The organism is Pseudomonas sp. NyZ201, assembly GCF_049860765.1.
GTDB classification, from domain to species: Bacteria; Pseudomonadota; Gammaproteobacteria; order Pseudomonadales; family Pseudomonadaceae; genus Aquipseudomonas; species Aquipseudomonas bharatica.
Window position 1 is genome coordinate 228,872 of sequence record NZ_CP187557.1, and the last position, 25,129, is coordinate 254,000.

Below are 25,129 nucleotides of genomic sequence, written 5' to 3' on the forward strand. Positions count from 1 at the left end.
CTGGCGACCCATTGTTTCGAGGAGCGAGTTCGTGAAAGCGTGGATCCTGGTGGTACTGGCACTGATGCTGCCAGCAGCGGCAATGGCCGAAGAAGAGAAGGAAGGCGCGGCGCCCAAGGTGTCCTATGTCAGTCTGAACCCGCCATTCGTCGGCAACTACGCCCTCGACGGCAGCCCGCGCCTGCGGGTGTACAAGGCCGACGTGGCGCTCAAGGTCACCGGCGACGCCGATGCTGCCGCGGTCAAGCACCACGAGCCGCTGATCCGCAACCAGCTGGTGGCGCTGTTCACCCAGCAGCCGCTGGATGCCATGAGCAATGTCGAGGCCAAGGAAAAGCTGCGCCAGGAAGCCCTCAAGCAGGTCCAGCAGGTGCTGGAAAACGAAGAAGGCCGCCCGGTCGTCGAAGACCTGCTGTTCAACAACCTGATCGTCCAGTAGTCACGAGGCCAGGCTGCGGCGAAAGCGCGCCAGGGCGATCGCGAAGAACGCCAGGCCGATCGCCGCCAGGGCCAGCAGGTCCGGCCAGACCACGTTGACTCCGGCGTCGCGGAACAGGATGGCGGCGCCGAGGCTGACGAAGTGGGTCGAAGGCGATAGCTGCATCACCCATTGCAACCATTGCGGCATGCTGTCCAGCGGCGTGCTGCCCCCCGAGAGCAGCAGCATCGGGATGATCACCGGAATCGCCAGCAGGCCGAACTGCGGTGTCGAACGTGCCAGGGTCGCGAGGAAGATCCCCAGCGCGGTGCTGGCGAACAGATACAGTGCGGTCACTCCGAGAAACAGCCCCAGCGAGCCCGCCAGCGGCACGCCCAAAGCCCACTTCACGATCACTTCCAGCGACACCCAGGTGCACAGCACGACCACCAGCGCGTTGCTGGCGATTTTCGCCAGCATGATTTCCACTGCCGTCAGCGGCAGCACCAGCAGGTGATCGAGAGTGCCGTGCTCGCGTTCGCGCAGCAGCGCGGTGCCGGTCAGGACGATGGCAAGGATGGTGATGTTGTTGATGATCTGGATCACCGCGAGGAACCAGCCGCCCTCCAGGTTGGGATTGAACAGCGCCCGCGGTTCCAGCTGGATCGGCGGGCGATTGGCGGCGTTGGCGTAATCGAGCAGCTCGCGTTCGAAGATCCGTGCAATGTAGCCCGCGCCCATGAACGCCTGGCTCATTGCCGTGGCGTCGACATTGATCTGGATTTCCGGGGAGCGCCCGGCCAGCAGGTCGGTATGGAAATTCACCGGGATATTGATGACGAAGGTGAACAGGCCGTGGTCCAGGCTGCGGTCCATCTGCTCGTAGGCGAGCGGCACCGCCGCCTGGAACTCCGGTGGTTGCAGGGCTTCGGCGAGCTTGCGCGAGACCAGGCTGCGGTCCTCGTCGACCACCGCGACACTGGCGTTATGCACACCGATCACCGAGCCCGCCGCCGGCATGTAGATGGCCACGCTGAAGGCGTAGAGCAGGAACAGCAGCAGGACACTGTCGTGGCGCAGGCTGGTGAGTTCCTTCAGGCCCAGGCGCAGAATATGGGCGAGACGCTGCATCAGGCCTCCTGTTTCTTCAACATGACCAGGCTCAACCCGGTGAACGCGGCGAAAAAGCCCAGCAGCGCCAGGCACTGCGGCCACAGCTCGCGCAGGTCGAGGGCCTTGGTGAAGGTGCCGACGGCGATGTCGAGGAAGTAGCCCGCCGGGAACAACTGGCCCATCAGCGCCGCCGAGCCGTCGAGGGACGAGCGCGGCACGATCAGCCCGGAAAACTGGATGGTTGGCAGGCTGGTGAGGATCATGGTGCCGAGGATGGCCGCGATCTGGGTGCGGGTGAAGGCGGAAATCAGCAGGCCGAGGCTGGTGGTCGCCAGCAGGTACAGCACGCCGCCGCAGGCCAGGGCCAGGGCGCTGCCCTTGAACGGTACGCCGAACAGCCAGCGGTTCATTGCCACCAGCAAGGCCAGGTTGACCAGGCTCACCGCCAGGTACGGCACCTGTTTGCCGAGAAGAAACTCCAGGCGGGTCAGGGGCGTGGCGTAGAAGTTGGTGATCGAGCCCAGTTCTTTCTCCCGGACGATGCCCAGTGCGGTGAGCATCGCCGGGATGAAGGCGAGGATCAGCGCCATCACGCCCGGGCCGATGGCGTTCACGCTGACCACGTCCTGGTTGTAGCGGAACCGGGTTTCCAGTTTTACCGCCGCCTGGCGCGGTTGCGCCGGGCTGCTCAGGGCCGCCAGTTGCTCGAGGTTGGCCTGGTGCACTGCCTCGACATAGTTACGGCTGGTTTCGGCGCGGAACGGCATGCCGCCGTCGAGCCAGGCAGCGACCACTGGTTGGCGCCCGGCCATCAGGTCGCGCCCGAAACCGGGCGGGATTTCCAGGGCCAGCTTGATCTCCGAACGTTGCAAGCGCTGGTGCAACTGCTGCGGGTCGCGGATGGGCGGTTGTTCGGCGAAGTAGCGCGAGCCGCGGAAGGCTTCCAGATAGGCCCGGCTTTGCGGGCTCTGGTCCTGGTCGTAGACGGCGAACGCGAGGTTCTCCACATCCAGTGAGATGCCGAGGCCGAAGATGACCATCATGAACAGCGCACCGGCCAGGGCGAAGGCCAGGCGCACCTTGTCGCGCAGCAGCTCCTTGCCCTCGCGGCTGGCCACCGCGACCAGCCGGGTCAGGCTGAAGCCGCGACGTGGTGGCGGACTGGCCGGGCCGGCAGGGTTGTCCAGATTGGCCTGCGGTGTATCCGGCGCGCCACCCTGGGCCTGTTCCAGGCAGGTGACGAAGGCGTCCTCCAGCGTCTCGCCGCCGTACCGTACCTGCAGCGCTGCTGGCGTGTCGCAGGCCAGCACCGTGCCGGCGTGCATCAGCGAAATGCGATCGCAGCGCAGGGCTTCGTTCATGAAGTGGGTGGACAGGAAAATGGTGACGCCCTGCTCGCGTGACAGCTCGACAAGCAAGCGCCAGAAGTCGTCGCGGGCGGCGGGATCGACGCCCGAGGTCGGTTCGTCGAGGATCAGCACTTCCGGGCGATGCAGCACCGCCACGGCCAGCGACAGGCGTTGCCGCAGGCCCAGCGGCAGGGCGCCGGACTGCTGGTCGGCCACCTCGCCCAGGTCGAAGCGCTCGATCAGTTCGGCGATCCGTGGGGTGCTGTCGGCCTTGTCCAGGTCGAACAGGCGGGCGTGCAGTTCGAGGTTCTGGCGCACGCTGAGCTCGCCATACAGCGAGAAGCTCTGTGACATGAAGCCGACCCGCTTGCGCGTGGCCAGGTCCCTGGCGTCCACCGGCCTGCTGAGCAGGGTGGCGCTGCCTTCGCTGGCCGGCATCAGGCCGGTGAGCACCTTCATGGTGGTGGTCTTGCCGCAACCGTTGGACCCGAGGAAACCGAAGATCTCGCCGCGACCGATGGCGAAGCTCACCTTGTTCACTGCGGTGAAGTCTCCGAAGCGCAAGGTCAGTTCATGGGCCTCGATGGCGATGCTGTCGTCCTGGCTGTCCCGGGGTGGAATCCGCAAGGGCTCGGCGTCGTGCCGACGATCACCCTGGAAATGGGTGAAGGCTTCGTCCAGCTTGCCGCCCGGGGTGACGCTGGCCAGTTCGCTGCTCAGGCCGGCGGCGATCAACCGGCCGCGGTCGAGCATCAGGCAGTGTTCGAACTGCTCGGCTTCCTCCATGTAGGCCGTCGCCACCAGCAGCGTCAGCTGCGGCCGCTGCTGGCGCACACGCTCCACCAGCTCCCAGAAACGCCGCCGTGACAGCGGATCGACACCCGTGGTGGGTTCGTCGAGGATCAGCAGGTCCGGCTCGTGGATCAGCGCGCAGCACAGGCCGAGCTTCTGCTTCATGCCACCGGACAGCTTGCCCGCTGGGCGCTCGGCGAAGCGGGCGAGGTCGGTGGCTTCGAGCAGGGTCTGGATGCGCGCATCGCATTCGCTGCGGGACAGGCCGAACAGGGTGGCGAAAAAGCGGATGTTCTCGCTGATCGACAGGTCCGGGTACAGGTTGCCGCCCAGGCCCTGGGGCATGAAGGCGATCAGCGGGTACAGGCTGGCGCGGTGCGAGCGCTTGCGGATCGGCCCGCCGAGGACTTCCAGCTCGCCCTGCTGCAGGCGCTTTACCCCGGCGATCAGGCCGAGCAAGGTCGATTTGCCGGCGCCGTCCGGGCCGATCAGCCCGCAGCGGGTGCCGGCGGGCAGGTCAAAGGTGATGTCGCGCAGGGCTTGCAGCGCGCCGTAGCGGTGATCGATCCCGCTCGCCCGCAGCGCCAGGGCGCTCATTGCAGGTTGGCCGGCCAGTCCACGGAGGTGGTGCGCACGTAGCCGGCCCCGGGCATGCCGGGCTTGGCCTGGGGCACCGCGTCGGGTGTGGTCAGGCGCAGTTTCACCCGGAACACCAGCTTCTGCCGCTCGTCACGGGTTTCCACCTGTTTGGGGGTGAACTGCGCCTTGGCCGCGACGAAGGCAATCTTCGCCGGCAGAGCCTGGTCGGGAAGGGCGTCGAGGACGATGCGGGCCTCGTCGCCGACCGTCAGGCGGCCGGTGGTCGATGCGGGCAGGTACAGGTTCATGTACTGGTCGCCGGGGTCGATCAGCAGCAGTACGCGACCACCGGCACCCAGCACTTCGCCCGGCTCGGCCAGGCGCAGCTGGATCACGCCGTCGAGCGGCGCGCGCAGGCTGCTGTCGTCGATCTCGCTGGTCAGTTGGGCGACCTGGGCCTCGGCCGCACCGATCGCCGCCTTGATCGCCGCCAACTGTGCACGGGCGGCGATCACTGCAGAATTGCTGGTGTCGAAGCGCGCCTGTTGCTGATCGAGCAACTGTTGGCTGGCGTACTTGCGCTGGAACAGTTCCTTGATCCGCTTCAGTTCCTGGCTGGCCAGCAACTGTTCGCTCTGGCGCAGTTGCACGGTGGCCTGGGCGGCGGCGAAGTTTTCCCGGGCCCGCAGGACTTCGGCCTCGGCCTGGCTGCGCTGGGCTTCGAGGGTACGGGTATCGATGCGGGCAAGGAGCTGGCCTCGGACCACCTTGTCGCCTTCGTCGACCAGCACTTCGGCAAGGCGCCCGGGGATTTTGCTGGCGATCTGCACCTCGGTGGCTTCGAGTCGCCCGTTGCCCATGGCCAGGCCCTCGGGCAGGCGGTCATGCAGGGATTTCCAGTAGCCCAGGCCCCCGGCTGCCAGCAGCAGCGCAATCAGTGCGCCGGCGAAGATCCTGGGTGTATGTTGGCTCATCGACATGGTTTCGCATCCTGCTTACGTACGCGTCAGAGTGTGACGGACCACCTGCCCTGGTGGGTTGATTCGCGTCAAATGAGTCCCGATCCTACCCCGTTCAGCGAAGATTGAGTATTGCCGCCCATTGCTCCGCTGTGACCGGCATCACAGACAGGCGACTGCCCTTCTGCACCAGCGGCAGTTCGGCAAGGGCGGCCTGCTGCTTGAGGTAGCCAAGGCCCAGGACCTTGCGGAAGGTTTCCACATGGGCCACATCCACTGCGCTCCAGGGGTTTTTCTCGGCGCTGGCCTTGGCGTCGTGGTAGTGGCTCTGCGGGTCCAGTGCGGTCGGATCCGGATAGGCGCTGGCGCTGATCCGGGCGATGCCGGCGATCCCCGGCTCGGGGCAGCTGGAATGATAGAAAAAGAACTGGTCACCGACCGCCATCGCGCGCAGGAAATTGCGCGCCTGGTAATTGCGCACGCCGTCCCAGCGTGCCTCGCCAAGACGCGCCAGGTCCTCGATGGACAGCTCGTCGGGTTCGGATTTCATCAGCCAATACGCCATGGATTCGCTACCTGTTTTGCTTTGAAACAACCTGTTGCATCAAACCGACGACTGGTTGACGTCAAGGTTTGCGTGCAGACGCGCGTTGTCGGAAAATGCGCCAAATTTTTTCAGCTTGACGCTGCTGCACGGCTTATAACAAGAACCGCTGCGGACATCGTGATGAGTTTGCCTGAGGGGGGCAATCGATGAATCGCAAACCGGATTTGTTCTGGGTACTCGTCTTCGTGTTCGGTCTTGGCGTGGTCACCACCGGTTACGCCCAGAGTTTCTGGGAGCGCAAGGCCGACGCTGCCTACCAGATGCCGGTCGTTCCTGCGCAAGCCCAGGCCCAGGTCCAGCGCTGATTCAGCGCGCCAGGTACCAACCTTTGTCCGATACCGTTCCCTGTAGCGGAACGTCCCAACTGGCCTGCGCCAGACGCTCCACTTTCTGGCATTCATGTGCCAGCCCCAGCAGCAAGGGTTTCTTCCAGGCCTTGCGACGGCCCTGATAGGCCAGGCTGCGGTCATAAAAGCCACCGCCCATTCCCAGGCGCCCGCCCAGTTCATCGAACCCCACCAGCGGCAGCAGGATCAGGTCCAGCGCCCAGACCGGGCGTTGCCGTGCGAGGCTGATAGTCGGTTCGGGAATGCGGAAGCGGTTGGGGCGCAGTTTTTCCCCGTGCTCGAAGCGCTGGAAGGCCATCTTGGTCCGCGGCCAGGCATGCAGCACCGGCAGGTAGGTGCACTTGCCACGGCGCTGGGCCTCGCGCAGCAACAGGCGCGGGTCGATCTCGCTGTCGTTGGGCAGGTACAGGGCGATATGCCGGGCACGGCGGAACAGCGGATGCTGCGCCAGTTGCCGGTACAGGCCGCGAGCGGCGCGGCGTTGTTCGGCCGGCGTCAGGGCACGGCGGGCATTGCGAAGCAGGCGGCGAAGTTGGGGGCGGGTCAGCGACGCGGTGTCGGTCATGGCACGGGCGATCCCTAGGGATGCCTGCGCGGAGGAAGTAAGGTGCGCAGGCAAAGGAAGCAGGCTCCCCGACGAACCGCTGTCGGTGTAGCCCTTGAACCCGAAAGTTCAAGGTGGAGATTGCAGGAGGCGTTAAGGCTTTCCGTCAAGCGGACATGCACACCGGCCCCACGTGCAACCCCCGTGGTTGTGCGTATCGGCTCAGGGACATGACCGACTGGCAAGCACTCCAGGGAGTGGGGCGGAGTATACAGAAAGTTAGTTGCTTTTTGTATCCGAGTCGTCGGCCAGGGCTTGATCCACGCGGTCCAGCAGCTCGCGCACCTGCTCGCGGGTGGCACCGCCGCTCTGGGCGTCGGGACGCTCCTGGTTGTGCAGCAGGTCGTGGGTGATGTTCAACGCGGCCATCACCGCGATGCGGTCGGCGCCGATGACTTTGCCGCTGCTGCGGATCTCGCGCATCTTGCCGTCGAGGTAGCGGGCGGCACTGATCAGGTTGCTGCGCTCTTCCGGCGGACAGATGATCGAATACTCTTTGTCGAGTATCTGCACGGTGACATTGTTCGGTGAACTCATGAGTCTTGCTCCAGGGCCTTGAGCCGCGAAATCATCGATTCGACTTTCTGTCGCGCGATTTCGTTTTTTTCGATGAGGTGGGCGCGCTCCTCGCGCCAGGACTTCTCCTGCACGGATAGGAGTGCGTTTTGCCGTTTTAGTTGCTCGACCCGCTCGATCAGCAGTTCGAGACGGCTCTTCAGCGTTTGCAGCTCGTCTTCTTGCATTGCTCGCCACTCGATTCGTCTGGCCGTGACCGCTTCGTACCCACGTCCGCCACTGGCCGGGTTTACCCGCTTCGATGGTCTTGGCGCGCCTGCCGGTGCTAGGATACAAGGCCTTCATTCTAGTCATTGCGCCGTCTGGCGCCTAGTTGCCATGTCCAATACCCAATCGCCGTACACCGCCTTCGCCAGCCTGCTCAGCAGCAACGGCCACCCCGTTTCCCCCGCCGAGCTGCATGGCCTGCTGCTCGGCCGCAGCTGCGCCGGTGCCGGCTTCGATGCCGACGCCTGGCTGGCCGATGCGGCCCACCTGCTGGAAACCGAACCGGTAGACAACGTTCGCAACGCTTTGATCGGTCTCCAGGAGATGGTCAAGGGCGAACTGACCGGCGAAGACATCACCATCGTCCTGCTCCTGCCCGGCGACGAGCAGCCACTGAGCGAACGTGCAGGCGCCCTTGGCCAGTGGTGCCAGGGCTTCCTTGCCGGTTTCGGCCTGAATGCCGGCGGCAAGGACCTGAGCGACGAAGCCAGGGAAGTGCTGCAGGACCTCACCGCCATTTCGCAAGTCCAGGACGCCCTGGAAGAGTCCGACGACGGCGAAAGCGACTATATGGAAGTAATGGAATACCTGCGTGTCGCGCCGCTGCTGCTCTACACGGAGCTGGCCAAGCCGGTCGCCGCCGCCGCCAAACCTTCCTTGCACTGAGGCCGAACAGGGGTTCCCCGTGGCAGTCACCCATATCCCGAAAGCGGAATACGCCCGGCGCCGCAAGGCGCTGATGGCGCAGATGGAACCCAACAGCATCGCCATCCTGCCGGCGGCCGCGGTTGCCATTCGCAACCGTGACGTCGAATACCTTTACCGCCAGGACAGCGATTTCCAGTACCTCAGCGGCTTCCCCGAGCCCGAAGCGGTGATCGCGCTGATCCCCGGGCGCGAGCACGGCGAATACGTGCTGTTCTGCCGCGAGCGCAATGCCGAGCGGGAGCAGTGGGACGGCCTGCGCGCCGGCCAGGAAGGCGCGATCCGCGACTTCGGTGCCGACGACGCCTTCCCCATCAGCGATATCGACGACATTCTCCCCGGCCTGATCGAAGGCCGCGACCGGGTCTACTCGGCCATGGGCAGCAACGCCGAGTTCGACCGTCGGCTGATGGAGTGGATCAACGTGATCCGTTCCAAGGCACGCATGGGCGCGCAGCCGCCGAACGAATTCGTTGCCCTGGATCATCTGCTGCACGACATGCGCCTGTATAAATCGGCGGCGGAAGTGAAGGTCATGCGCGAGGCCGCAGCGATTTCCGCTCGGGCCCACGTTCGCGCCATGCAAGCCTGCCGCGCCGGCCTGCACGAATACAGCCTCGAAGCCGAGCTGGACTACGAGTTCCGCAAGGGCGGGGCGAAGATGGCGGCCTATGGCTCCATCGTCGCTGCCGGGCGCAACGGTTGCATCCTCCACTACCAGGAAAACGATGCGCCCCTGAAGGACGGCGACCTGGTGCTGATCGATGCCGGTTGCGAGATCGACTGCTACGCCAGCGACATCACCCGCACCTTCCCGGTCAGCGGCGTGTTCTCGGCCGAGCAGAAGGCGATCTACGAGCTGGTGCTCAGGTCGCAGGAAGCGGCCTTTGCCGAAATCGCCCCCGGCAAGCACTGGAACCAGGCCCACGAGGCGACCGTTCGGGTGATTACCGCGGGCCTGGTCGAGCTGGGCCTGCTCAAGGGCGCGGTCGACGAACTGATCGAAACCGAGGCCTACCGGGCCTTCTACATGCACCGCGCCGGACACTGGCTGGGCATGGATGTACATGATGTCGGCGAATACAAGGTCGGCGGCCAGTGGCGCGTGCTCGAACCCGGCATGGCCCTGACGGTCGAACCGGGTATCTACATTGCTGCGGACAACCCGAATGTCGCGAAGAAATGGCGCGGCATCGGTGTCCGAATCGAGGATGACGTAGTGGTAACCAGGACCGGCTGTGAAATCCTGACCTGCGGCGTGCCGAAGACGGTCGCCGAAATCGAAGCCTTGATGGCCGCTGCACGAAGCCAGGTCGCATGAGCAGGTTCAGTCTGGCGATCATCGGCGGTGGCCTGGTCGGTGCCAGCCTCGCCCTGGCCCTGCAGGCCGGTGCCCGGGCCCGTGGCTGGAAGATCCTGCTGATCGAGCCCTTCGCCCCGGGCGACAGTTTCCAGCCCAGCTATGACGCGCGTTCTTCGGCGCTGTCGTTCGGCACCCGGCAGATCTACGAGCGCCTGGGCCTGTGGCAGGGCATCTCCCGGCGTGCCGAGCCGATCCGGCAGATCCAGGTGTCCGATCGCGGACGCTTTGGCGCGACCCGCCTCGATGCCATCGAAGAAGGCGTGCCGGCGCTGGGCTACGTGGTGGAGAACGCCTGGCTCGGCCAATGCCTGTGGCAGGGCCTCGATAGCGAAGTGGTGAGCTGGCGCTGCCCGGCGGAAGTCACTGCCATGCAGCCCCTCGGCGACGGCTATCGTCTTTCCCTGAATGACGAAACCCAGGTCGATTGCGACCTGGCAGTGCTCGCCGATGGCGGCCGCTCCGGCCTGCGCGAGCAACTGGGAATCCACGTCAACCAGCGCCCGTACCACCAGAGCGCGCTGATCGCCAATATCACTCCGGGCGAAGCCCACTGCGGCCAGGCCTTCGAGCGCTTCACCGATGACGGCCCGATGGCCCTGCTGCCGCTGCCGGAAAACCGTTGCGCGCTGGTCTGGACCCGCGCCGGGATGGACGCCAGGCGCCTGGCCGAACTGGACGAACGCAGCTTCCTCGATGAACTGCAGGGCGTCTTCGGTTATCGCCTCGGCGCCTTGCGCCAGGTCGGGGCCCGGCACCTGTATCCGCTGGCGCTGATCGAGGCGCAGGAGCAGGTCCGTCCACACCTTGTGGTGCTCGGCAACGCTGCCCACAGCCTGCATCCGATTGCCGGGCAGGGCTTCAACCTGTCGCTGCGCGATGTGCAGTCGCTGGCTGATGGCCTGCTCGCCGGCCCGGACACGCCGGGTGATTTCGCTACCCTGAATGCCTACCGCGAGCGCCAGCGCCTGGACCAGGACCTGACCGTCGGCTTTTCCGACAAGGTCACCCGGCTGTTCGGTACTGCCCAGCCATTGGTCGCCACCGGACGCAACCTGGGCCTGCTCGGCCTCGACCTGCTGCCGCCGGCCAAGCGCTGGTTCGCCCGCCAGGCCATGGGCCTGGGCACCCGTCCTGATCTTCAGGGCAAGGCATGACCCTCTCTTTCTATTACCCGGAACAGGCTTGAAGCATGGACATGCGCGCGGATCTGTTGATTGTCGGTGCCGGTATGGTCGGCAGCGCCCTGGCCCTGGCGTTGCAGCACAGCGGCCTGGAAATCCTCCTGATCGATGGCAGTCCGCTGTCGGTGCAGCGCTTCGATGACGAAGCACCTTTCGAGCCGCGGGTCAGCGCCCTGTCGGCCGCCAGCCAGCGCATCCTCGAACGCCTCGGCGCCTGGCAGGGCATCAGCGGACGGCGCCTGAGCCCGTATTCCGACATGCACGTCTGGGACGGTAGCGGCACCGGGCAGATCCACTTCTCGGCGGCCAGCGTTCATGCCGAGGTACTCGGGCATATCGTCGAGAACCGGGTGGTCCAGGACGGTCTGCTGGAGCGCCTGCACGACAGCGAAATCGGCCTGCTGCCCAACGCTCGCCTGGAGCGCATGCGCCGCTCCGGTGACGAGTGGCTGCTGACCCTCGCCGATGGCCGCAACCTGCGAGCGCCGCTGGTGATCGCCGCCGATGGTGCCAACTCCGCCGTGCGCCGCCTCACCGGCTGCGAAACCCGTGAATGGGACTATCTGCACCACGCCATCGTTACCAGCGTGCAGTGCGACAAGCCGCACCAGGCCACGGCCTGGCAGCGTTTCACCGATGAAGGGCCGCTGGCCTTCCTGCCGCTGCTGCGCGACGGCCGGCAGGACTGGTGCTCGATCGTCTGGTCGACCACGCCGGAGCAATCCGCGCGCCTGATGGCGCTGCCGGACGGCGAGTTCTGCACCGAGCTGGAACGGGCCTTCGAAGGCCGGCTGGGCTCGGTGCTGCATGCCGATCCAAGGCTGTGCGTGCCGCTGCGCCAACGCCACGCCAAGCGCTATGTCGCCGAGGGCCTGGCGCTGATCGGCGATGCCGCCCACACCATCCATCCGCTGGCGGGGCAGGGCGTCAACCTGGGCTTCCTCGATGCTGCCGTCCTCGCCGAGGTGTTGCAGCACGCCCATGAGCGCGGCGAACGCCTGGCCGATGTCCGCGTGCTGAGCCGTTTCGAGCGCAGGCGCATGCCGCACAACCTTGCGCTGATGGCTGCGATGGAAGGTTTCGAGCGGCTGTTCCAGGCTGACCCGCTGCCGCTGCGCTGGCTGCGCAACAGCGGACTGAAATGGGTCGAGCAGATGCCTGAAGCCAAGGCCGTGTTCGTCCGTCAGGCCCTGGGCCTGAGCGGTGACCTGCCGGATCTGGCCAGGGCCTGACGCCTTCGCAACATCTGGTAACTCCTCGGTCTGGCCTTGGGTTTGTGATGGCAAATGACATTAACTACCATTTGCGCCTCATTCCGCTACCGAGGAGCGCAACCGATGTCGCCACGCAAGCATTTACTGGCCGCCCTGACCCTCACCCTGTTCGGCGGGGCTGCCCAGGCGGCGGACGAAGTGGTGGTTTACTCCTCGCGCATCGATGAGCTGATCAAGCCGGTATTCGATGCCTACACCGCCAAGACCGGGGTGAAGATCAAGTTCATCACCGACAAGGAAGCCCCGCTGATGCAGCGGATCAAGGCCGAGGGCGAGAACGGCGTGGCCGACCTGCTGCTCACCGTCGATGCCGGCAACCTCTGGCAGGCCGAGCAGATGGGCATCCTGCAGCCGATCAAGTCCGATGTGATCGATGCCAACATTCCACAGAAGTACCGCGCGTCTTCCCATGAATGGACCGGCCTGAGCCTGCGCGCGCGCACCATCGTCTACTCCACCGAGCGAGTCAAGCCGGGCGAACTGACCACCTACGAAGCGCTGGCTGACAAGCAATGGGAAGGCCGCCTGTGCCTGCGCACGGCGAAGAAGGTCTACAACCAGTCGCTGACCGCCACCATGATCGAGACCCATGGTGAGGCCAGGACCGAAGAGCTGGTCAAGGGCTGGGTCAACAACCTGTCCACCGACGTGTTCTCCGACGACAACGCGGTGATCAACGCCATTGCCGCTGGCCAGTGCGACGTGGGCATCGTCAACACTTACTACTACGGTCGCCTGCACCAGGCCGACCCGAAACTGCCGGTCAAGCTGTTCTGGCCCAACCAGGGGGACCGTGGCGTGCACGTCAACCTGTCCGGCATCGGCCTGACCAAGCATGCGCCGCACCCGGAAGCGGCAAAGAAGCTGGTGGAGTGGATGACTGGCGAGGAAGCGCAGAAGATGTTCGCCGGCATCAACCAGGAATTCCCGGCCAACCCGAAAGTCGCTCCGTCCGAGGAAGTGGCGGCCTGGGGCAGCTTCAAGGCTGATGACCTGCCGGTGGAAGTGGCAGGCAAGCGCCAGGCCGAGGCGATTCGCTTGATGGACCGGGCTGGCTGGAACTGAGGTTCAGCCTTTATCCTTTGAAAGAACGACGCGGACCCTGTGGGAGCGGCGGTTCGGCGCTCCGATTCACCCGCGATGACGGTGGTGGGTTCACCATCGCAATCGCGGGTAAACCCGCTCCCACAGGGTCCGCGCTGTTTTACCTATCTTTACCCGCCTGACACTCAGAGACTACCCCTTGTCCCGCCCCGACCAACGCCGCTGGTACCCTCTGGTCTTCGCCATCGCTGCGCTGGTGATGCTGCCCCTGAGCGTGCTCGTGTTGTCGTGGCAGAGCATCGACCTGCAAATCTGGTCGCACCTGCTCGATACCCAGATGAGCCGCCTGCTGGGCAATACCCTGACCCTGGTGGTGGGCGTCGGCATTGGCGTCACCGTGCTGGGCGTCAGCCTCGCCTGGCTCACCAGCCTCTGCGAGTTTCCCGGACGGCGCTGGCTGGACTGGGCGCTGATGCTGCCCTTCGCCATTCCCGCCTATGTGCTGGCGTTCGTCTTCGTCGGCCTGCTGGACTTCTCCGGACCGGTACAGACCCTGCTGCGCGAGTGGTTCGGGCCGATGCGCTTGCCGCGGGTGCGTTCCACCGGCGGGGTGATCGTCGTGCTGGTGCTGGTGTTCTATCCCTACGTCTACCTGCTCGCGCGCAATGCCTTCCTGGCCCAGGGCAAGGGCCTGATGGAGGCCGCACGGGTGCTGGGGCAATCGCCGTTGCAGGCGTTCTGGCGCGTTGGCCTGCCGATGGCGCGCCCGGCGATCCTGGCTGGCCTTGCCCTGGCGCTGATGGAAACCCTGGCGGATTTCGGTGCCGTTTCGGTGTTCAATTTCGACACCTTCACCACCGCCATCTACAAGACCTGGTATGGCTTCTTCAGCCTATCCAGCGCGGCACAACTGGCCAGCCTGCTGCTGCTCGCGGTGATGCTGGTGCTTTACGGCGAACGGCGTGCCCGTGGCGCCGTGCGCAGCAGCAACGAACGACCGCGGGGCAAGGCGCTGTATCACCTGCGCGGTATCAAGGCCGCTGCCGCCAGCGCCTGGTGCCTGCTGGTGTTCGCCTGCGCCTTCGTCGTGCCGATGCTGCAACTGCTGGCCTGGTTCTGGCAGCGTGGCCGCTTCGACCTCGATGAGCGCTATACCGCATTGATCCTGCACACCCTCTACCTGGGCGCTGCGGCGGCGCTGATCACCGTGTGCATTGCCCTGGTCCTGGCCTTCGCCCGCCGTCAGTCCTCGGCCCCGGCGATCCGTGCCGGGGTCAGCCTGGCCAACCTGGGTTATGCATTGCCCGGCTCGGTGCTGGCGGTGGCGATCATGCTGGCATTCAGTTACCTCGACCGCGAGCTGGTGATCCCGCTGTCCGGCTGGCTCGGCGGGGCGGGCAAGCCCTTGTTGCTGGGCAGTCTCTCGGCCTTGTTGCTGGCCTACCTGGTGCGCTTCATCGCCGTGGCCTACGGGCCGCTGGAAAACAGCCTGGGCCGCATCCGTCCCTCGCTGCCGGAAGCAGCACGCAGCCTGGGTGTCAGTGGGCCGGGATTGTTTTTCAAGGTGTATCTCCCCTTGCTGGTGCCAGGCGCCCTCAGCGCAGCCTTGCTGGTCTTCGTCGATGTGCTCAAGGAAATGCCGGCGACCCTGCTGATGCGTCCGTTCGGCTGGGACACCCTGGCGGTGCGGGTATTCGAAATGACCAGCGAAGGCGAGTGGGCGCGGGCCTCGCTGCCGGCCCTGACCCTGGTGCTGGTCGGCCTGCTGCCGGTCATCGGCCTGATACGGCGTTCCGCGCGTCATCCGGGTCAGAGTCACTGACGGATGCCACCCGGCTTCCTTGCGGATACAATGCGCGGCATTCGCTGCGGCCGGTCCACGACCGGGTAGCCGGAACGCTGCCCTCAGCCGTAGCTTCGCCACGCCCGGAAGGAGAAACCCATGGGACAGCGTACGCCTCTGTATGACCTGCACCTGGCGCTTGGCGCCAAGATGGTCGATTTTGGCGGTTGGGACATGCCCCTGCATTACGGCTCGCAGGTCGAGGAACACCATCAGGTGCGCCGCGATTGCGGGGTTTTCGACGTGTCGCACATGACCGTCATCGATATCGCTGGCCTTGATGCCAGCGTCTGGCTGCGGCACCTGCTGGCCAATGACGTGGCCCGCCTCGATGTGCCCGGCAAGGCCCTCTATAGCCCCCTGCTCAATGACGAAGGCGGGGTGATCGACGACCTGATCGTCTATCGCCTCGATGACGGCTACCGGCTGGTGGTCAACGCCGCCACCCGCGACAAGGACCTGGCCTGGCTCGAATCCCGCCGCAGCGGTTTCGAAGTGCAGTTCCGCGAGCGTCCGGAGCTGGCGATCCTGGCCATCCAGGGCCCGCAGGCGCGGGAAAAGGTCGCCGATCTGCTCAGCGCCTCCCGCGCTGCCCTGATCCGCGATCTCAAGCCCTTCGAAGCCCATTTCGAAGGCGACTGGTTCATCGCCCGCACCGGCTATACCGGTGAGGACGGCCTGGAAATCATCCTCCCTGCACTGCAGGCACCGGCCTTCTTCAACGACCTGGTCGGCGCCGGCATCGCTCCGAGTGGCCTTGGCGCCCGCGATACCCTGCGTCTCGAGGCCGGCATGAACCTGTACGGCAACGACATGGACGAAGGGCATTCGCCCTTGACCTCGAACCTGGCCTGGAGCATCGCCTGGGAGCCTGCCGAGCGCGATTTCATCGGGCGCGCGGCGCTGGATGCCGAAAAGGCACAAGGCGTTTCCCAGAAACTTGTCGGACTGGTCCTTGAGGAGCGTGGTGTACTACGCGCCCACCAGGTCGTGCGAGTCGCGGAAATTGGCGAAGGAGAGATCACCAGTGGTAGTTTCTCGCCTACGCTGAGCAAGGCAATCGCTCTGGCACGCCTGCCGATGGCCACTGCGGACCGCGCTGAAGTGGAAATCCGTGGCAAGTGGTATCCGGTGAGGGTGGTCAAGCCGACCTTCGTTCGCCATGGCCGAATCCTGATCTAAATTAATTCCGGCGGGCCGTCCGCTGACCCCCTGTTGAGGAACAACACAATGAGCAAAATCCCTGCCGACCTGCGTTACGCCGAAAGCCACGAGTGGGCCCGCCTGGAAGCCGATGGCACCGTGACTGTCGGTATCAGTGACCATGCCCAGGAAGCCCTGGGTGACGTGGTCTTCGTCGAACTGCCTGAAGTCGGCAGCGTCTTCGCTCAAGGCGATGCGTCCGGCGTGGTCGAGTCGGTCAAGGCGGCCTCGGATATCTACTCGCCGGTCGGCGGCGAAGTCATCGCCGTCAACGAAGAGCTGGCTGACAGCCCGGAGCTGGTCAACGAAGAAGTCTACGAATCCTGGTTCTTCAAGCTGAAGCCGTCGAACAAGTCCGAACTGGACAAGCTGATGAGCGCCGCGGAATACGCCAAGTCCATTGGCGAGTAAGCCCGCCGCAGTTTTTCCCGCACGATCGGCAATCCCTTCCTAGACTCTAATGGCCCCGAGACCTATCGGGGCTTGGTCAAGGCTTCTCGTACAGAGCCTAGGAAGAGAGAGCTGCCATGTCCCTGTTGCCATCCCTTAGCCAACTGCACGACCCTAATCCGTTCCTGCGCCGCCATCTCGGCCCCGATGCCGCCGAGCAGCAAGCCATGCTCGAAGTGCTTGGCGTCGCCAGCCGTACCGAGCTGATCGAGCAGACCGTGCCGCCCGGCATCCGCTTCAACCGCCCGCTGGACCTGCCGCCCGCCCTGGATGAACAGGCCGCGCTCGAGCGCCTGCGCGGGTATGCCGAGCAGAATCAGCGCTGGACCAGCCTGATCGGCATGGGCTACCACGCGACCCGTACGCCGACGGTGATTCTGCGCAACGTCCTGGAAAATCCGGGCTGGTACACCGCCTACACGCCTTACCAGCCGGAAATCGCCCAGGGCCGCCTGGAAGCGCTGCTGAACTATCAGCAGATGGTCATCGACCTCACCGGCCTCGACCTGGCCAACGCCTCGCTGCTGGATGAGGCCACTGCCGCCGGCGAGGCCATGGCCCTGGCCAGGCGGGTGACGAAATCCCGCAGCAACCGTTTCTTCGCCGACGAGCACTGCCATCCACAGACCCTCTCGGTGCTGCAGACCCGTGCCGAGGGCTTCGGTTTCGAGCTGGTGGTCGACTCGCTGGCCAACCTCGACCAGCATGAGGTGTTCGGCGCCTTGCTGCAGTACCCCGACACCCATGGCGCTGTGCATGACCTGCGTCCCGCCATCCAGCACCTGCATAGCCAGCAGGCCATCGCCTGCGTGGCTGCCGACCTGCTCAGCCTCGTACTGTTGACCCCGCCGGGCGAGCAGGGCGCCGACGTGGTGCTCGGCTCTTCCCAGCGCTTTGGCGTGCCCATGGGGTATGGCGGGCCGCATGCGGCGTATTTCGCCTGTCGCGACGAGTTCAAGCGGGCCATGCCCGGGCGCATCATCGGTGTGTCCAAGGATGCCCGCGGCAACCTGGCATTGCGCATGGCCCTGCAGACCCGCGAGCAGCATATCCGTCGCGAGAAAGCCAACTCGAACATCTGCACCGCCCAGGTGCTGCTGGCCAACATCGCCGGGTTCTATGCCGTCTATCACGGACCCGACGGGCTGCGCCGGATTGCCCAGCGGGTCCACCGGCTGACCACCATCCTTGCGGCCGGGCTGGAGCGTAACGGCGTCAAACGCCTCAACCAGCACTTCTTCGACACCCTGACCCTGGAGGTCGGTGGCAGCCAGACCGCGATCATCCAGAGTGCCGAGGCGGCGCGGATCAACCTGCGTATCCTCGGGCGCGGTCAACTGGGCGTGGCGCTCGACGAAACCTGCGATGAAAGCACGGTGCTGCGCCTGTTCGACCTGTTCCTCGGTGTCGATCACGGCCTGGACGTCGCCGGGCTGGACGGCGAAGACCTGCCTGCCGGTATCCCGGATGAACTGTTGCGTCGCTCGGATTACCTGACCCACCCGGTGTTCAACCTGCACCACAGCGAAACCGAGATGCTGCGCTACCTCAAGCAACTGGAAAACAAGGATCTGGCACTGAACCAGTCGATGATCCCGCTGGGCTCCTGCACCATGAAGCTCAATGCCAGCAGCGAAATGATCCCCATCACCTGGCCCGGTTTTGCCGAGTTGCATCCCTTCGCGCCGGTGGAACAGGCGACCGGCTACAAGGCCATGATCGACGAACTGGAAGGCTGGCTCTGCGCGATCACCGGTTTCGATGCCATCTGCATGCAGCCCAACTCAGGCGCCCAGGGCGAGTACGCCGGGTTGCTGGCGATCAGCAAGTACCACCGCAGCCGCCAGCAAGGGCAGCGCGATATCTGCCTGATCCCGGCCTCGGCCCATGGCACCAACCCGGCTTCGGCGCAGATGGCCGGCATGCAGGTGGTGATCGTGGCCTGCGATAACGCCGGCAACGTGGATCTGGACGACCTCAAGCTCAAGGCCAAGGAGGCGGGTGAGCGGCTGTCCTGCCTGATGGCCACCTACCCCTCGACCCATGGCGTCTACGAGGAGGGCATCAGCGAGATCTGCGACGTTATCCACAGGCATGGCGGCCAGGTCTACATGGACGGCGCCAACCTCAATGCGCAGGTGGGGCTGGCGCGGCCGGCGGATATCGGCGCCGATGTTTCGCACATGAACCTGCACAAGACCTTCTGCATTCCCCATGGCGGTGGCGGCCCGGGCATGGGCCCGATCGGCGTGCGCGCACACCTGGCGCCCTTTGTGGCGAGCCACCCGGTGATTCCGCTGCCGGGGCCGGATCCGCAGAACACCGCTGTCAGCGCCGCACCTTGGGGCAGCGCGAGCATCCTGCCGATCAGCTGGATGTACATCGCCATGATGGGGCCGCAACTGGCGGATGCCAGCGAGGTGGCGATCCTTTCTGCCAACTACCTGGCCGAGCGCCTGGGCGGGGCGTTCCCGGTGCTCTATCGCGGGCGCAACGAGCGGGTCGCGCATGAATGCATCCTCGATCTGCGCCCGCTCAAGGCGCAGACCGGCATCAGCGAGGAGGATGTGGCCAAGCGCCTGATGGACTATGGCTTCCACGCGCCGACCATGTCGTTCCCGGTGCCGGGCACCTTGATGGTCGAGCCTACCGAAAGCGAGCCAAAGGCGGAGCTGGATCGCTTCGTCGAGGCCATGTTGAGCATCCGCGCGGAGATCGCCGAGGTGCAGAACGGTCACTGGCCAGCGGAGGACAACCCGCTCAAGCGTGCGCCGCATACCCTGGCCGATGTGCTGGGCACATGGGACAGGCCCTACAGCCTTGAGCAGGCCGTGGCGCCGAGCGCTCACGCCCGGGCACACAAGTACTGGCCGGCGGTGAACCGGGTGGACAATGTGTATGGGGACCGGAACCTGTTCTGCGCCTGTGTGCCGGTGGAGGATTACCGCTAGAGGTAAGGACACCACGGCCCCTGTGGGAGCGGGTTCATCGGGCCGCCGAACCGCCGCGATTGCGATGGTGAATTCACTACCGCAATCGCGGGTGAACCCGCTCCCACAGGGGCCGTGGCGCTTTTAAATTGATATCAGGTCGATCTCCTCCTGGGTCGTGACCCCGGCCGCAACCTTCCTCATTCCATTCTCCCGCAGCCCGTCCATCGCTTCGCTGCGGGCCAGCGTCCTCAATGCGTGGATATCGCATTCAGGCCCGATCAACCCGCCCAGCCGTTCGTTCAGTTCCAGCACCTCAAACACGCCGGTACGCCCGCGATAGCCGGTCTGCCGGCATTCCCGGCAGCCCACCGCACCCTGCGCTGTGCTGCACGCCGGACACAAGGTCCGCACCAGTCGCTGCGCCAGAACGCCCACCAGCGTCGCCTTGATCAAATAATGCGCAACACCCAACTCCAGCAATCGTCCGATCGCCGAGCAGGCATCGTTGGTATGCAGGCTCGACAGCACCAGATGCCCGGTCAACGCGGCCTGGATCGCGACTTGTGCCGTCTCCAGGTCGCGAATCTCGCCCACCATGATGATGTCCGGATCCTGTCGCAACAACGCGCGCACGCCATTGGCGAAATCCAGGCCAATGCCCGGCTGCACCTGGGTCTGGTTGAACGCCGGCTCGATCATTTCTATCGGGTCCTCCAGGGTGCAGACGTTGACCTCCGGCGTAGCCAGTTGCTTGAGCGCGTTGTAGAGGGTGCTGGTCTTGCCCGAGCCGGTCGGTCCGGTGACCAGGATGATGCCGTTTGGCCTGTGCAGCATGCGTTGCCAGCGATCCAGCTCGGGGCCGTCGAAGCCCAGGGCGCGGTTGTCCAGGCGCAGCAGTTGCGGGTCGAAGATACGCATGACCAGCTTTTCGCCAAAGGTGGTGGGCAGGGTCGAAAGGCGCAGTTCGACCTCGTCGCCGGCCGGGCTGCGGGTCTTGATCCGGCCATCCTGAGGGCGGCGTTTTTCCGCGACGTTCATCCGCCCGAGGTTTTTCAGGCGGCTGGTGATGGCCAGGGTCACCGTCGGCGGGAAGGGATAGGCATCGTGCAGTACGCCGTCGATGCGCAGGCGCAGCCGGCCTTGGTCACGGCGCGGTTCCAGATGGATATCGCTGGCGCGTTGCTCGAAGGCGTATTGCAGCAACCAGTCGACGATGCTGACGATATGCGCGTCATCGGCCTCCGGCTCGCCGTCGCCCAGTTCCAGCAATTGCTCCAGGTTGCCGCTGACCGGGGGCGCAGCCTCCAGTTGGCTGGCGCCGCTGACCGAGCGGGCAAGGCGGAAGAAATCCTGGCTGATCTGGCGAATCCGCAGCGGGCTGGCTACCACCCGCACCACCCGGCGCTTGAGTGCCCGTGCCAGGTCCGCCTCCCATGAGCAGACCCACGGTTCGGCGCTGGCCACGGTAACGCTGTCGACACTCTGTGCCACTGCCAGGATCCCATGGCGGCGGGCGAAGGCCGCAGACATCAGGCCGGTCATGCCGGGCAGGTCGATGCCCAGCGGATCGAGGCGCAGGAAGGGTTGCCCGGCCTGTTGCGCCAGCCACTGGCACAGGCTGTCCAGGTCGAGGCTGTGGCCCGGACGGTGCAGGTCGTCCAGACGCTCGCGGGCGATGCTTTCGAGCGGGTGTTCACCCGGGGTTTCGTGGCTGAAACGCTGGCGGGATTCGCTGCTGATCCGGCGCTGGGCAACCAGGCTGTCCAGCAAGGGGAAAAGCTCCAGGCGGCGATCCATTGGCGACGTCCTTGTGCAATGGAGAAATTGCCAAGGCTAGTCCTCGCCGGAGGCTCTGCCGTTTCAGAAGCGTTGCTGGATCTTTCCACGGCTTTCGCTGTTGAGCAGCGCGGTGCGCAGTACGACTTCGCACACACAGATCAGGTTGCGCATCTTCTCTGCGATCAACTGGGCACGGTGCCAGCTCAGGCCATCAATGGCGATGTCCACCCGCAGCAGATCGGCGTGCTGCTGCATCTGCACGCCATGGGGCAACAGGCATTGCAAGGCGAACAGGTTAAGGATTCGGCAAAGGCTGTCGGACTCCGGCTCGACCTGCAATTCATAGTGGTAGCGCACCTTGTTGTTTTCGCCGCCGATGTCTTCGGCATCTTGCTTCCGGGGTAAGGCGAAGTGGTCAGGGCGTTCGAGAGCGGTCATGGGAATCCTCCGATAGCGGTGAAGGAATCTTTGCACGGCGAAGCGGAGATTATTTGCCTATCATGAGGCGCAATGACTTTTTTACGAATTGTTCAATCTGTTTTCAGGTGATAACGAGGAAAAATAATGCCCAGCGATCTGGACGCGTACGACCGCCGCATTCTGGCCGTCCTGCAGGACGATGCCTCGCTATCCAGCGCGCAGGTGGCGGAGAAGGTGGGGCTGTCGCAATCGCCGTGCTGGAGAAGGATCCAGCGGCTGAAGGAGGAAGGGGTGATCCGTGGCCAGGTGACCCTGCTGGATCGCAAGAAGATCGGCCTCAACACGCAGATCTTCGCCGAGGTGAAGCTCAACGCGCACGGCCGCTCCAACTTCGCCGAGTTCACCGAAGCGATCCGCGGTTTTCCGGAAGTGCTGGAGTGTTATGTGCTGATGGGCGCTGTGGATTTTCTGCTGCGCATCGTCACCCCCGACATCGAGGCGTACGAGCGGTTTTTCTTCGAGAAACTGTCGATGGTACCGGGGATCCAGGAGGTCAACTCGACCGTTGCGCTGTCGGAGATCAAGTCCACCACCAGCCTGCCGGTCATCCGTTGAGCGTCCTCGCGGGCGGGCACAGCTGCCCGCCCGCGAGGAATCGGCTTACTTGCGCACCAGGTGCTTCCAGCCACGGCTCTGGGCCACGGCGAACGCCTGCTGGACACGGGCGTCGAGGATTTCGTCGCTGATTGGCTGGTTGGCCAGTTGTTGCAACTTGCTCAGCTCGCCGTACAGACGGTCCAGCTCCGGCGCTTCCAGCAGTACGTCGCGCGCGTAGTGCAGCCAGGCCAGCAGGCGCTCGATGCGGGGCAACTGCTCGGCCAGGTCTTCCGGCTGCTGCTGGTACAGCGGCAGTTGCAGGGCCTTGGCCTCGTCACCCAGTTCTACGGCCAGCCAGTTGGCCAGCGCGGCGGCACCCTGGCGCTCGCCGCGCTTGTTGCGCTCGGCGGTCCAGCCGCGGGCGATCAGCCAGCGCGAAGTGTCCAGGGAGAACTGGCCCCAGCGCGTGTCGAGCAGCTCATCGGCGAACTGCTCGGGGGCGGCACGGCGCACGTCTTCGTCGTCGTTGCCGGCCAGCACCAGGGTGCGCCAGTCTTCCAGCAGGGCGTCGAGGCGGCTGCGCAGTTCACGGGTGGTTGCACGCGGTGCGGCCTGGCCGAGGCTGCTGGCCAGGGCGCGGAGCTCACCTAGGCACTGCACCCAGTCCTGCAGCAGCCGCCAGTGGCCGGTGTGCTGGTATTGCTCGGCGAGGCGCTGGCTGCTGGCGAGCAGGTGCCAGGCGAGGGCAGAGAAGGCGTCGTCCAGCGACATTTCCGGATCCAGCTCGGGCGCCGGCAGGTTGACCTGGTAGCTGGACGGATCGAGCAGACGGTAGCCGCGCTCGGCCTTGCTGATATCGCAAGGGAACAGCGGCAGGCTCGCGGCCAGTTCGGCGGCCAGCTCCAGCAGGGCTTCCGGCTCGCCTTCACGCAGTTCCAGTTCCAGTTCGCAGATTTCTTCCCTCTGCTTGCCGGCGCTGACGGTGCCGAGGTCGAGGGCGGCTTCGATGACCACCTTGGACTTGCCGCGGCCCCAGGCGATATCGGCGAACTCGCGCACGAAATCGGTGGTGAACAGCGGCTTGATGGTTTTCTTGTCCAGCCCGGCCAGGGACTCGGGCCAGCAGGTATCGTCGAGTTTCTTCAGGTCCAGCTTGGCCTTGGGCAGCTCCCATTGGAACTCGTTGCGCTCGGACAGGCCGGCGACGCTGTTGCCGCGGGTCTTCAGGGTCTGGATCACCACATCGCCATCGCGGCGCAGGCGCAGGGCGACCCTGGCGGCGGACAAATCGCGCTCCGGGGTGTCGAAGTACTGGTTGAGCAGTTCGCGCTGCTGCCAGCCGGACTTGTTGCGCTTTTTCAGCAGCGGATGTTCGCGCAGCGCGGCGAGGGTTTCGCGGCTGATGCGCAGTTTGATTTCGGTTTCTTTATTCATTGCCGGGTAACCAGGCTGGAAGGGCGGGTACGTCTTGGCCGTGCAGTGTACAGGACTCGACAGCCCACGGTTTATTCATGCAGCCCGATGGCCCTATGATGGGGGCCGTTTCCAGGAGAACGCGCATGCCGTTGCCATCGCTCAAGGACCAGTTCGCCGCGTTGATCGCAGCGCCTTCGGTCAGTTGTACCCAGCCCGACCTTGACCAGTCCAACCGTGCGGTGATCGACCAGCTCGCCACCTGGCTCGGCGACCTGGGTTTCTCCTGCGAGATCCAGCAAGTCACCCCCGGCAAGTTCAACCTGCTCGCCAGCTTCGGCAGCGGCCCTGGCGGCCTGGTCCTGGCCGGGCACAGCGACACCGTGCCGTACGACCCGCAGTTGTGGAAAACCGATCCGCTCAAGCTCAGCGAGGACGGCGACCGCTGGATCGGCCTGGGCGTGTGCGACATGAAGGGTTTCTTCCCGTTGATCATCGAGGCGGTGCGGCCGTTGCTGGACCAGCCGTTCAGGCAGCCGCTGCTGATCCTGGCCACCTGTGACGAGGAAAGTTCCATGTCCGGTGCCCGCGCCCTGGCCGAGGCCGGGCGGCCGCTGGGCCGTGCCGCGGTGATCGGCGAGCCGACCGGGCTGAAGCCGATCCGCCTGCACAAGGGCGTGATGATGGAGCGCATCGATATCCTTGGGCGCAGCGGTCATTCATCGGACCCGTCCCTCGGCCACAGCGCGATGGAGGCCATGCACCAGGTGATGGGGGCGTTGATGGACCTGCGCCGGCAATGGCAGCGCGAGTACAACAACGCCCAGTTCAGCGTGCCGCAGCCGACCATGAACTTCGGCTGCATCCATGGCGGCGACAACCCCAACCGGATCTGCGGCCAATGCGCCCTGGAGTTCGACCTGCGCCCGCTGCCGGGCATGGACCCGCAGGTGCTGCGCGCGGCGATTCGCGGCAAGCTGGCGCCGCTGGCCGAGCAGCACCAGGTGAAGATCGACTATGCGCCGCTGTTCCCCGAAGTGCCGCCCTTCGAGCAGAGCGCCGATGCCGAACTGGTGCAACTGGCCGAACGTCTTACCGGCCATGTTGCCGAAGCGGTAGCCTTTGGCACCGAAGCGCCTTATCTTCAGCGCCTGGGCTGCGAGACCCTGGTTCTTGGCCCTGGTGATATCGCCTGTGCCCACCAGCCCGGCGAGTACCTTGAACTGTCACGCCTGGAGCCTACAGTGCGTCTGTTGCGTGGACTGATCGAACATTACTGTCTCAGCCCGGCCATCGCCCGCTGAGCCCGGCCATTCTTTCCAGAGGAGAACGCGTGTGACGTCTTGCCTGCTGCGACGATAACCCTCGAGCGC

The 25,129-nt window shown here is 65.1% G+C and carries 23 protein-coding genes and 1 other RNA gene; 13 read left to right on the plus strand and 11 right to left on the minus strand.

The features are described from left to right. The first annotated feature begins 31 nt into the window (after positions 1-31). Positions 32-439 carry a flagellar basal body-associated protein FliL gene (locus ACPFMA_RS00995; RefSeq protein ID WP_009395646.1) on the plus strand — a complete coding sequence of 136 codons (408 nt, stop codon included), beginning with the start codon at positions 32-34 and terminating at the stop codon, positions 437-439. Here the strand turns inward: ACPFMA_RS00995 and ACPFMA_RS01000 are convergent, their stop codons facing one another. The 4 genes from ACPFMA_RS01000 to ACPFMA_RS01015 form a co-directional block, all read right to left on the minus strand. Then, positions 440-1,549, minus strand: a complete 1,110-nt coding sequence (locus ACPFMA_RS01000; protein ID WP_420057768.1) for an ABC transporter permease — start codon at positions 1,547-1,549, stop codon at positions 440-442. Beyond that, positions 1,549-4,269, minus strand: a complete 2,721-nt coding sequence (gene rbbA, locus ACPFMA_RS01005; protein WP_425929523.1) for a ribosome-associated ATPase/putative transporter RbbA — start codon at positions 4,267-4,269, stop codon at positions 1,549-1,551. The genes ACPFMA_RS01000 and rbbA overlap by 1 nt, the downstream gene beginning before the upstream one ends. Beyond that, positions 4,266-5,225 carry an HlyD family secretion protein gene (locus tag ACPFMA_RS01010; protein ID WP_158467693.1) on the minus strand — a complete coding sequence of 320 codons (960 nt, stop codon included), beginning with the start codon at positions 5,223-5,225 and terminating at the stop codon, positions 4,266-4,268. Before ACPFMA_RS01010 ends, rbbA begins: the two co-directional genes overlap by 4 nt. Positions 5,226-5,325: 100 nt before the next feature. Further along, positions 5,326-5,775, minus strand: a complete 450-nt coding sequence (locus tag ACPFMA_RS01015) for an EVE domain-containing protein (RefSeq protein WP_064301109.1) — start codon at positions 5,773-5,775, stop codon at positions 5,326-5,328. Between the two features lie 188 nt (positions 5,776-5,963). Between ACPFMA_RS01015 and ACPFMA_RS01020 the strand changes: the two genes are divergently transcribed. After that, positions 5,964-6,122, plus strand: coding sequence for a hypothetical protein (locus tag ACPFMA_RS01020; protein ID WP_009395635.1), 159 nt, complete (start codon positions 5,964-5,966; stop codon positions 6,120-6,122). A gap of 1 nt (position 6,123) precedes the next feature. On the opposite strand, the gene ACPFMA_RS01025 is transcribed toward ACPFMA_RS01020, so the two are convergent. The 4 genes from ACPFMA_RS01025 to ACPFMA_RS01040 form a co-directional block, all read right to left on the minus strand. Next, the gene (locus ACPFMA_RS01025; RefSeq protein WP_009395633.1) at positions 6,124-6,729 is read right to left on the minus strand and encodes a 5-formyltetrahydrofolate cyclo-ligase; all 606 of its coding nucleotides are present in this window, start codon (positions 6,727-6,729) and stop codon (positions 6,124-6,126) included. A gap of 61 nt (positions 6,730-6,790) precedes the next feature. After that, a non-coding RNA gene (gene ssrS / locus ACPFMA_RS01030) (6S RNA) lies at positions 6,791-6,968 on the minus strand. Positions 6,969-6,987: 19 nt separating this feature from the next. Further along, positions 6,988-7,305, minus strand: a complete 318-nt coding sequence (locus ACPFMA_RS01035) for a cell division protein ZapA (protein ID WP_009395631.1) — start codon at positions 7,303-7,305, stop codon at positions 6,988-6,990. Then, positions 7,302-7,511, minus strand: a complete 210-nt coding sequence (locus ACPFMA_RS01040; protein ID WP_009395629.1) for a TIGR02449 family protein — start codon at positions 7,509-7,511, stop codon at positions 7,302-7,304. The genes ACPFMA_RS01035 and ACPFMA_RS01040 overlap by 4 nt, the downstream gene beginning before the upstream one ends. A gap of 151 nt (positions 7,512-7,662) precedes the next feature. Here ACPFMA_RS01040 and ACPFMA_RS01045 point away from each other — a divergent pair, with 151 nt between their 5' ends. The 9 genes from ACPFMA_RS01045 (at position 7,663) to gcvP (ending at position 19,565) form a co-directional block, all read left to right on the plus strand. After that, the gene (locus tag ACPFMA_RS01045; protein WP_279898751.1) at positions 7,663-8,217 is read left to right on the plus strand and encodes a YecA family protein; all 555 of its coding nucleotides are present in this window, start codon (positions 7,663-7,665) and stop codon (positions 8,215-8,217) included. 19 nt (positions 8,218-8,236) lie between these two features. Next, a complete protein-coding gene (gene pepP, locus ACPFMA_RS01050; protein ID WP_425929524.1) occupies positions 8,237-9,577 on the plus strand; it encodes a Xaa-Pro aminopeptidase in 1,341 nt (446 codons plus the stop codon). Further along, a complete protein-coding gene (gene ubiH, locus ACPFMA_RS01055) occupies positions 9,574-10,773 on the plus strand; it encodes a 2-octaprenyl-6-methoxyphenyl hydroxylase (protein WP_064301112.1) in 1,200 nt (399 codons plus the stop codon). The genes pepP and ubiH overlap by 4 nt, the downstream gene beginning before the upstream one ends. Before the next feature lie 41 nt (positions 10,774-10,814). After that, positions 10,815-12,032: a 2-octaprenyl-3-methyl-6-methoxy-1,4-benzoquinol hydroxylase gene (locus ACPFMA_RS01060; protein ID WP_425930558.1), complete on the plus strand. Its 1,218-nt coding sequence runs from the start codon at positions 10,815-10,817 to the stop codon at positions 12,030-12,032. A 105-nt stretch (positions 12,033-12,137) separates the two neighbouring features. Then, positions 12,138-13,139: an extracellular solute-binding protein gene (locus ACPFMA_RS01065; protein WP_064301114.1), complete on the plus strand. Its 1,002-nt coding sequence runs from the start codon at positions 12,138-12,140 to the stop codon at positions 13,137-13,139. A 238-nt stretch (positions 13,140-13,377) separates the two neighbouring features. Continuing rightward, positions 13,378-14,940 (plus strand): ABC transporter permease, encoded by a 1,563-nt coding sequence (locus tag ACPFMA_RS01070; protein ID WP_425930559.1) that lies wholly within the window; start codon positions 13,378-13,380, stop codon positions 14,938-14,940. 120 nt (positions 14,941-15,060) lie between these two features. After that, positions 15,061-16,143 carry a glycine cleavage system aminomethyltransferase GcvT gene (gene gcvT / locus ACPFMA_RS01075; protein ID WP_425929525.1) on the plus strand — a complete coding sequence of 361 codons (1,083 nt, stop codon included), beginning with the start codon at positions 15,061-15,063 and terminating at the stop codon, positions 16,141-16,143. 48 nt (positions 16,144-16,191) lie between these two features. Beyond that, a complete protein-coding gene (gene gcvH, locus ACPFMA_RS01080; RefSeq protein ID WP_425929526.1) occupies positions 16,192-16,575 on the plus strand; it encodes a glycine cleavage system protein GcvH in 384 nt (127 codons plus the stop codon). A gap of 116 nt (positions 16,576-16,691) precedes the next feature. Beyond that, entirely contained in the window at positions 16,692-19,565 is a 2,874-nt protein-coding gene (gene gcvP, locus ACPFMA_RS01085; RefSeq protein ID WP_425929527.1) for an aminomethyl-transferring glycine dehydrogenase, read from the plus strand. Positions 19,566-19,688: 123 nt separating this feature from the next. Here gcvP and ACPFMA_RS01090 read toward each other — a convergent pair whose 3' ends face one another. Next, on the minus strand, positions 19,689-21,344 hold the full coding sequence (locus tag ACPFMA_RS01090; protein WP_420057777.1) for a GspE/PulE family protein: 1,656 nt from the start codon (positions 21,342-21,344) through the stop codon (positions 19,689-19,691). 63 nt (positions 21,345-21,407) lie between these two features. Continuing rightward, the gene (locus ACPFMA_RS01095) at positions 21,408-21,764 is read right to left on the minus strand and encodes a hypothetical protein (protein WP_425929528.1); all 357 of its coding nucleotides are present in this window, start codon (positions 21,762-21,764) and stop codon (positions 21,408-21,410) included. A 126-nt stretch (positions 21,765-21,890) separates the two neighbouring features. Here ACPFMA_RS01095 and ACPFMA_RS01100 point away from each other — a divergent pair, with 126 nt between their 5' ends. Continuing rightward, on the plus strand, positions 21,891-22,361 hold the full coding sequence (locus ACPFMA_RS01100) for an Lrp/AsnC family transcriptional regulator (protein WP_425929529.1): 471 nt from the start codon (positions 21,891-21,893) through the stop codon (positions 22,359-22,361). 45 nt (positions 22,362-22,406) lie between these two features. Here the strand turns inward: ACPFMA_RS01100 and ACPFMA_RS01105 are convergent, their stop codons facing one another. Then, positions 22,407-23,777, minus strand: coding sequence for an inorganic triphosphatase (locus ACPFMA_RS01105; RefSeq protein ID WP_420057780.1), 1,371 nt, complete (start codon positions 23,775-23,777; stop codon positions 22,407-22,409). Positions 23,778-23,902: 125 nt separating this feature from the next. On the opposite strand from ACPFMA_RS01105, the gene argE reads away from it, so the two are divergent. Continuing rightward, positions 23,903-25,060 carry an acetylornithine deacetylase gene (argE, locus tag ACPFMA_RS01110; protein WP_420057781.1) on the plus strand — a complete coding sequence of 386 codons (1,158 nt, stop codon included), beginning with the start codon at positions 23,903-23,905 and terminating at the stop codon, positions 25,058-25,060. Positions 25,061-25,129 lie beyond the last annotated feature (69 nt).

What these genes read in the sequence shown, in the direction of transcription:
- ACPFMA_RS01100 (WP_425929529.1), top strand. Translation starts at nt 21,891, where the DNA reads ATGCCCAGCGATCTGGACGCGTACGACCGCCGCATTCTGGCCGTCCTG.
- gcvP (WP_425929527.1), top strand. Translation starts at nt 16,692, where the DNA reads ATGTCCCTGTTGCCATCCCTTAGCCAACTGCACGACCCTAATCCGTTC.
- ACPFMA_RS01105 (WP_420057780.1), bottom strand. Translation starts at nt 23,777, where the DNA reads ATGAATAAAGAAACCGAAATCAAACTGCGCATCAGCCGCGAAACCCTC.
- ACPFMA_RS01040 (WP_009395629.1), bottom strand. Translation starts at nt 7,511, where the DNA reads ATGCAAGAAGACGAGCTGCAAACGCTGAAGAGCCGTCTCGAACTGCTG.
- ACPFMA_RS01065 (WP_064301114.1), top strand. Translation starts at nt 12,138, where the DNA reads ATGTCGCCACGCAAGCATTTACTGGCCGCCCTGACCCTCACCCTGTTC.
- ACPFMA_RS01090 (WP_420057777.1), bottom strand. Translation starts at nt 21,344, where the DNA reads ATGGATCGCCGCCTGGAGCTTTTCCCCTTGCTGGACAGCCTGGTTGCC.
- ACPFMA_RS01095 (WP_425929528.1), bottom strand. Translation starts at nt 21,764, where the DNA reads ATGACCGCTCTCGAACGCCCTGACCACTTCGCCTTACCCCGGAAGCAA.
- rbbA (WP_425929523.1), bottom strand. Translation starts at nt 4,269, where the DNA reads ATGAGCGCCCTGGCGCTGCGGGCGAGCGGGATCGATCACCGCTACGGC.
- ubiH (WP_064301112.1), top strand. Translation starts at nt 9,574, where the DNA reads ATGAGCAGGTTCAGTCTGGCGATCATCGGCGGTGGCCTGGTCGGTGCC.
- ACPFMA_RS01045 (WP_279898751.1), top strand. Translation starts at nt 7,663, where the DNA reads ATGTCCAATACCCAATCGCCGTACACCGCCTTCGCCAGCCTGCTCAGC.
- ACPFMA_RS01025 (WP_009395633.1), bottom strand. Translation starts at nt 6,729, where the DNA reads ATGACCGACACCGCGTCGCTGACCCGCCCCCAACTTCGCCGCCTGCTT.
- ACPFMA_RS01015 (WP_064301109.1), bottom strand. Translation starts at nt 5,775, where the DNA reads ATGGCGTATTGGCTGATGAAATCCGAACCCGACGAGCTGTCCATCGAG.
- gcvT (WP_425929525.1), top strand. Translation starts at nt 15,061, where the DNA reads ATGGGACAGCGTACGCCTCTGTATGACCTGCACCTGGCGCTTGGCGCC.
- gcvH (WP_425929526.1), top strand. Translation starts at nt 16,192, where the DNA reads ATGAGCAAAATCCCTGCCGACCTGCGTTACGCCGAAAGCCACGAGTGG.
- ACPFMA_RS01070 (WP_425930559.1), top strand. Translation starts at nt 13,378, where the DNA reads ATGCTGCCCCTGAGCGTGCTCGTGTTGTCGTGGCAGAGCATCGACCTG.
- ACPFMA_RS01020 (WP_009395635.1), top strand. Translation starts at nt 5,964, where the DNA reads ATGAATCGCAAACCGGATTTGTTCTGGGTACTCGTCTTCGTGTTCGGT.
- ACPFMA_RS01000 (WP_420057768.1), bottom strand. Translation starts at nt 1,549, where the DNA reads ATGCAGCGTCTCGCCCATATTCTGCGCCTGGGCCTGAAGGAACTCACC.
- argE (WP_420057781.1), top strand. Translation starts at nt 23,903, where the DNA reads ATGCCGTTGCCATCGCTCAAGGACCAGTTCGCCGCGTTGATCGCAGCG.
- ACPFMA_RS01010 (WP_158467693.1), bottom strand. Translation starts at nt 5,225, where the DNA reads ATGAGCCAACATACACCCAGGATCTTCGCCGGCGCACTGATTGCGCTG.
- ACPFMA_RS01035 (WP_009395631.1), bottom strand. Translation starts at nt 7,305, where the DNA reads ATGAGTTCACCGAACAATGTCACCGTGCAGATACTCGACAAAGAGTAT.
- ACPFMA_RS01060 (WP_425930558.1), top strand. Translation starts at nt 10,815, where the DNA reads ATGCGCGCGGATCTGTTGATTGTCGGTGCCGGTATGGTCGGCAGCGCC.